This window comes from Thermoflexus sp., from assembly GCF_040289485.1.
Classification (GTDB): domain Bacteria; phylum Chloroflexota; class Anaerolineae; order Thermoflexales; family Thermoflexaceae; genus Thermoflexus.
This window is the reverse complement of the sequence record NZ_PSLG01000025.1, coordinates 22,494-29,319: the sequence shown is the minus strand read 5'-3', so window position 1 is coordinate 29,319 and position 6,826 is coordinate 22,494. Positions and strand designations below refer to the sequence as shown.

The 6,826-nt window shown below is 71.7% G+C and carries 5 protein-coding genes; 4 read left to right on the top strand and 1 reads right to left on the bottom strand.

All coding sequences use genetic code 11. From position 1 onward, the window contains the following. The 4 genes from C4313_RS06115 to C4313_RS06100 all read left to right on the top strand — a co-directional run. Positions 1–595: thioredoxin-like domain-containing protein (locus tag C4313_RS06115; protein WP_352428984.1), on the top strand; the 595-nt coding region annotated here is incomplete at its 5' end. A gap of 21 nt (positions 596–616) precedes the next feature. Further along, a complete protein-coding gene (locus C4313_RS06110) occupies positions 617–2,665 on the top strand; it encodes a glycoside hydrolase family 2 TIM barrel-domain containing protein (protein ID WP_352428983.1) in 2,049 nt (682 codons plus the stop codon). Between the two features lie 112 nt (positions 2,666–2,777). Further along, positions 2,778–4,379 (top strand): FAD-binding oxidoreductase, encoded by a 1,602-nt coding sequence (locus C4313_RS06105; protein WP_352428982.1) that lies wholly within the window; start codon positions 2,778–2,780, stop codon positions 4,377–4,379. Then, a complete protein-coding gene (locus C4313_RS06100; protein WP_352428981.1) occupies positions 4,376–5,992 on the top strand; it encodes a glycerol-3-phosphate dehydrogenase/oxidase in 1,617 nt (538 codons plus the stop codon). Before C4313_RS06105 ends, C4313_RS06100 begins: the two co-directional genes overlap by 4 nt. Here the strand turns inward: C4313_RS06100 and C4313_RS06095 are convergent. Further along, positions 5,973–6,824, bottom strand: a complete 852-nt coding sequence (locus tag C4313_RS06095) for a TIM barrel protein (protein WP_352428980.1) — start codon at positions 6,822–6,824, stop codon at positions 5,973–5,975. The two genes, C4313_RS06100 and C4313_RS06095, sit on opposite strands and share 20 nt — an antisense overlap. Between the last annotated feature and the right edge of the window lie 2 nt (positions 6,825–6,826).

Genomic DNA, 6,826 nt, shown 5'->3' with positions numbered 1-6,826 from the left:
CAAGAAACGGATGGCTTCCACGAAAAGGGAGACGCACCGGCGGTTTCGCCGCAGGCTCTGGGTTGTCGGAGGCGGGGGCCTCGCGGCCCTCGCGCTGGGCGGGCTGATCCTGTGGGTCCTCCAGCAGGGGCAAGCCTACGCCGCCTTCCAGGCGGCCGCCCGACGGGGACAGCCCGCTTTACAGCGGGTGGAGATGTTCCCGGACGAGGGCCGAGCCCATCTGGCGCCCGGCGAACGATGGGCCTACCGGACGGACCCGCCGACCTCCGGCCCCCACAGCCCCGATGCGGTGGACCCCGGCTTTTACACCACGCCCCAGCCTCCCGAGCGCCTCGTCCATTCCCTGGAACACGGCCACATCGTGATCTACTACGACGACCCAGAGCCTGAGGCGCTGCGGACGCTACAGACGTGGTCCCGGATGTTCAACGGCCCCTGGGACGGCGTGGTGGTGGTTCCCCGGCCCGGGCGGGGTCGGGCGATCATCCTGACGGCGTGGACCCGGAGGCTACGGCTGGAAGCCTTCGACGCGGACGCCGCGGCCGCCTTCATCGATGCCTTCCGGGGCCGCGGCCCCGAGCACCCGGTCCGCTAATTCCACCGGAGGAACCCATCCATGCGCGCTGCGTTCCTTCCCCACCCATCGGAGACCCCTGAGGGACTGCCCCGCGAAGGCTGGCGGGAGGTCTCACTGCCCCACCAATGGTCCCTGGATGGCCTGGAAGCAGAGGTTGGGTGGTATCGCCTGGATCTGCCGGCAGCCGCCGGCCCGCGCCGGTGGGCTCGGGTGTCTGCGGATTACCTCTGTGCGGCGTGGGCCCATCGGACGCCCTTGGGCGCCCATGAGGGCTACTTCGAGCCGTGGTGGGTGGCGCTCCCCCGAGAGTCCCACACCCTCTGGCTCCGCGTGGCCGCCCCAAAGGAACCCTACGGCACGATCTGGCCCCGCCTCAAACGCCAGATCAAGGGGATCTTCGGACAGCACGATTGCCGGCCTGGCGGCAACACCCCGCGCGGGCAGGAGCGGGGGACCGGCGGGCTGTGGGGCGGGATCGCCTTCCTGGAGACCGGGCCGATGGCCCTGCTCCACGTCACCCATCGGGTCTTCCCCCAGCCCCGGGGCTGGCACCTCCAGGTCCTGCTGGAGGTGGACACCGCGGCGCCGAGCCGCGCCGCGCTGACGCTGACGCTGCGACCGGAGAACTTCGAGGGGGAGGTCCACACCACGGCCCGGGCCCTGGACCTTCCGGCCGGACGGCGGACGGTCTCCCTGATCTGGGACGTGCCGGAGGTCCCTCGATGGGAGATCTGGGAACGGGGTTTCCCCCATCTCTACCGCCTCGAGGTCTCCCTGGACGGCGTCGTCCAGACGGCACCGGTTGGCTTCCGCACGATCGCCCAGGAGGACGGGTGGCTGATCCTGAACGGGCGACGGGTCTTCCTGCGGGGGACCAACATCATTCCCACCCAGTGGCTGGCCGCCTACACCCCGGCCGACGCTGCCCGTGACGTCCATTTATTGAAAGCGGCGAACCTCAACGCCGTCCGGGTGCATGCCCACGTCACCCACCCGGCCTTCTATGAGGCCTGCGACCGGGAGGGGATCCTGGTGTGGCAGGATTTCCCCCTGCAATGGGGCTACGCGGAGGACGAGGCCTTCCTCCAGGAGGCGGTGCGCCAGGCCGGGGCCATGGTGGCGCAACTCGGCGCCCACCCCTGCATCTTCTTGTGGTGCGCCCACAACGAGCCCACCCACAACCGCTACACCTTGGCCCCGGTGGTGGCAGCGGCGCTGCGGGCGGCCGATCCCACGCGGCCAGTGAAGGAGGCCTCCGACTTCCGGGAGCATGTGTATCCGGGCTGGTATTGGGGGCACTGGCGGGACTTCGCGGCCCTGCCCGGCGCCCCCTTGCCCTCCGAGTTCGGGGCCCAGGCCCTGCCCCGCGCCGAGTTGCTCCAGCGCGTCCTGGGCGACGCCGCGTGGCCACCGCGCTGGGAGGCATGGATCTATCACAACTTCCAGCCGGAGCAGACCTTCCGGGTGGCCGGGATCGAGATGGGGGACTCCCTGAAGGCCTTCGTAGAGAACAGCCAGCGCTATCAGGCCCGCCTGATCGAGTTCGCCATCCACACCTACCGACGGGCGAAGGGGAGGATCGTCGGCTACTTCCACTTTATGTTTGTGGAGCCGTGGGAAGGGATCACCTGGGCCGTGCTGGATGTGGAACGGGTCCCGAAGCAGGGCTACTTCGCCCTCCAGCAGGCCTCCAGCCCGGTGCTGGTCTCCATCGTCCCCTACGTGGAGCGGGCAGGGGTGGGCCAGCCGCCCCTCCAGGAGGTCTGGGTCCTCTCGGACCTGGAGCGGCCGGTGGCGCTGCAGGTCTCCCTCCGTCTGGAGGGCCCGGTGACGCTGCCCCTGGGAGAAATGTCGGTGGAACTGGGACCTCAGGAGGTCCGCCGGGTGTTCAGCCTGATGGAACTTTTCGAAGCGCCCCTGGAGAGCCGGGAGGCCCTGGACGCGGCAGGGGCGATGCTCCGGGGGTTGCCGCCGGGGCGCTACCGCGTGGTCGCCGAGGCCCGCGAGGGCGACCACCTCTGGTCCCGCCACGAGATCGAGCTAGAATACCTAGAGCCCATCGTGCCCGAGGAAGGGGGATTCTGGTGAGCCCGCCCTTCCCCAGGTGCGGGAAGGGCCACGGGCACCCCGACGGGGACCCGGGCGCCCTCATGGGAGCCAGACCCACAGGGCGCCCAACCCCACCCTTCCGGAGCCCACCATGCGCCGCTGGAACGGATGGGGAGAGACCGCCATCGAGGTCCCACTGCCCCCGGCCGCCCGGGCGCTGCTGGAGGACCGTCTGGGCCCAGGGACGCCGCCCCGCGACCTCCCGCTGGAGGAGGCCTTGGCCCGCGTCCCGCCCTCCCGCCTTCCGCCCCACCCCCTGGTTCGGACCGATCCAGAAGTCCGGCTGCGCCATTCGGTGGGTCAGGCGCTGCCGGACTGGATCGCCGCCCGCAGCGGCCACTTTCTCCCGCCCGACGGCGTCGCCTTCCCGGAGACGGAGGAGGAGGTGCGCGCCCTGCTCGCCTTCGCGGAGGCCGTCGGCGCGCGGGTGATCCCCTACGGGGGCGGCACCAGCGTGGTCGGCCACTTGCGGGTTCTGCCGGACCCCCGACCGGCCCTTGTCATCGATCTCGCCCGCATGAACCGCCTGCTGGACCTGGATCCCATCGACCGCCTGGCCACGTTTGAAGCCGGGGTCCGGGGGCCCGATCTGGAGGCCGCCCTGCGGGCCCATGGGTTCACCCTGGGGCATTATCCCCAGTCCTTTGAGTACGCCACCCTCGGCGGCTGGATCATGACCCGGTCCGTGGGCCAGTTCGCCCTGGGCTACGGCCGGATCGAGGACCTTTGGGTCGGCGGGCGGATCGAGACGCCCCGCGGCCCGCTGATCCTGCCCCCTCAGCCGCCCTCCGCCGCCGGGCCCGACCTGCGCCACCTGGTGCTGGGATCGGAGGGGCGGCTGGGGATCCTCACCCAGGCCACCCTGCGGGTGCGCCCGCTCCCGGAGGCCGAAGCCTTCCACACCTTCTTCTTCCCAGACTTCGACCACGGCCTGGCCGCCGTCCGCGCTATGGTCCAGGCCGGCCTTCCCCTCGCCATGCTCCGGCTGAGCACCGCGGAGGAAACCCACATCACCCTCCGGCTCGCCGGGCGCGAGGGGCGGGTGCGCCTACTGGAGGCGGTGTTGCGCCTGCACCGGCTGGGGGCGGAGCGGTGCATGCTGCTGGTTGCGGCCGTCGGCCCCCGCCGCCTCGTCGCCGCGGCCGTGGCCGAGGTCTTCGCCATCGCCGGCCGCCATAGCGGGCGATGGCTGGGCGCCCATCTGGCCCGGGAATGGCTCCGTCAACGGTTCCGCGCCCCCTACCTGCGCAACACCCTGTGGGCGATGGGCTACGCGGTGGAGACGGTCGAGACTGCCACCCGCTGGACCCAGGCGCCGCGGATGCTGGCCGCTGTGGAAGAGGCGCTGCGCAGGGGCCTCGAACCCTTCGGGGAGCGGGTCTATGTGTTCAGCCATCTCTCCCACGTCTATCCCCACGGCACCAACCTCTACACGACGTTCCTGTTCCGGCTGTCCCAGGACCCCGAGGAGAACTTGGAGCGCTGGCGCCGTTTGAAGACCGCGGCCAGCGAGGCCATCGTGCGCCTGGGGGGGACCATCAGCCACCAGCACGGAGTGGGTGTGGACCACCGGCCTTACCTGGAGGCGGAGAAGGGGAAACTGGGGATGGCGATGCTGCAGGCGGCTTTCCGGGCGGTCGATCCGCGGAGCCTCATGAACCCGGGGAAACTGCTCGAGGAGACAGCCGGATGATGCCGCCGCGCGCGGAGGCCTGGGCGCGCCTCTCCGAGCCGTGGGATCTGGTCATCGTCGGTGGAGGGATCACCGGGGCCGGCCTGCTCTTCGAGGCCGCCCGGCTGGGCTTCCGGGCCCTGCTCCTGGAAGGGCGGGACTTCGCCTGGGGGACCTCCAGCCGGTCCGGGAAGATGGTCCACGGCGGCCTGCGCTATCTGCGCCAGGGGCAGTTCCGCACCACGTGGCATTCAGTGCGGGAGCGGGAGGCTTTGCTGCGGCTGTGGCCCGGCCTCGTCCGGCCCCTGGGCTTCCTGATGCCCCTCTATCGTGCCGAACCCCCCGGCCGCCCCGCCGCGGCGTTGGGGTTGTGGCTCTACGATCTCTTCGCCGGGCATCCAACCCATCGCTATCTCGACCCGGAACGCCTCCTGGAGCAGTCCCCCCATCTGCGGCGGGAAGGCCTGCAGGGCGGCTATGCCTATCCGGAGGCCTTGACGGACGACGCGCGGCTGGTGCTGGCGCTGATCCAGGAGGCCCTCCGCCTCGGCGCGGGCGCCCTGAACTACGCTCGTGTGGAGGGCCTGCGGCAGACCCGGGCCGGCCATGTGGAGGGCGTGATGGTGCGGGACGTCCTCACCGGGCGTGAAGCCGAGGTCGGCGCCCGGGTGGTGATCAACGCCACCGGCCCGTGGGCCGATGGGCTGCGCGGGCAACTCGGGCGGCCGCCCCGCCTGCGGCTCCTGCGGGGCAGCCACCTGATCTTCCCCGGCTGGCGACTGCCCCTGGCCCAGGGCCTCATCATGATCCACCCCGTCGACGGCCGCCCCCTCTATGCCCTGCCCTGGGAAGGGGTGACCCTGGTGGGCACCACCGATGTGGATCACGACCAGGACCTGGAGGAGGAGCCAGCCGCCGCTCCGGCCGAGGTCGATTACCTCCTCACCGCCCTCCGCCGTGCTTTCCCCTTCCTGGATCTCACCGAAGCCGACCTCCAAGCCACCTTCGCCGGCGTGCGGGCAGTGATCGGGACCGGACGCCAGCCCCCCTCCCGGGAGCCGCGGGACCACGCCGTGTGGGACGAAGGGATCCTCACGGTGACGGGGGGGAAACTCACCACCTTCCGGGTGATGGCCCGGGACGCCCTGGGGCGAATCCGGCGGCGGTTGCCGGCGCCCCGACCCCCCGCCCGGCCGGCCCTGGCGCCGCCGGAGATCCGGCGGGATCTGGATCCCCGCCTCCTCCGACGGCTGTGGAGCCGTTATGGGCCAATGGCGGACACCGTCCTTCAGGCTGCCCCGGCCGAGGACCTCGCCTTCATTCCCGGAACCCCCGTCCTGTGGGCCGAGGTCCGCTGGGCCGCCGGCCACGAGGCCGTGGTCCATCTGGACGACCTCATGCTGCGGCGGACCCGATTGGGGGTGCTGCTGCCCCAAGGGGGGATCCCCTGGCTGCGTCGCCATGGGGACCGCCTCCAGTCGATGCTGGGTTGGGACGAGGCCCGATGGCTCACCGAACTCGAATGCTATCAGGAGATCTGGCGACGGGCTTGGCAGCCTCCCGCCCCGGGCGGTCCCCAGACCCCTGCACCGCGGGCGCGCACCCGTGCCGACCTCATGAGGGGGCTGGGCTAGGGCGAGGCACGGGGTCCACGGCCGAGCGGGCCCATCGGGCGAACTGCGTCATCGCCGCCTCCAGGCTGGGCACCGGCAGCACCTCCGCTGAAAGCCACCCCCGGTAGCCGATGGCCCGCAACGCCGCCAGCAGCGGCCGGAAGTCGAGATGGCCCCACCCCGGCGCCCGGCGGTTGGAGTCCGCCAGATGCACATGGAAAAGACGCGGGCCGGCCCGCAGGAGGGCCGCCTCCATGGAAGCCTCCTCGATGTTGGCGTGGAAGGTGTCGAAGAGGATCCCGATGCCCTCGTGGCCCAGTTCCTGGATCAGGGCCAGGGCCTCCTCCACCGTGTGGAGGAGATCGACCTCGTAACGGTTCAGGGGCTCCAGGGCCAGGCGCACGCCCCGCGCCGCCGCCTGCCGGGCCAGCCGGTCGAGCCCTTCCGCCAGCCGGGCCCGCGCTCCCCCTGGATCTTCCCCCGGCCCCAGCCGCCCCCGGATCAGCCCGATGATCACCAGGGCTCCCCATTCGGCGGCCAGTTCCAGGTGCCCCTCCAGCCGGTGCAGCGCTGCCGCCCGCACCGCCGGATCCGGGTGGGTCAGCGAGAGCCCCTCCTCCACCCAGGCCTGGCCGGTGCCCAGCGCCGGCACCTCTAGCCCGTAGCGCGCGAAGAGGGCTCGCAGCGCTCGGGCGGGGACGGCCGTGGGGTCCCGGACCGCCAGTTCCACCCCTTGATAGCCCAACGCCCGCAGCCGCTCCAGCGTCTGCTCCCACGCCGCGACGGCTGCTGCCGCCTCGAAGCGGCTGGGCTGCCAGGAGAGGACGAAGGCCAGGGGAAAAGCCCCTGCCATCC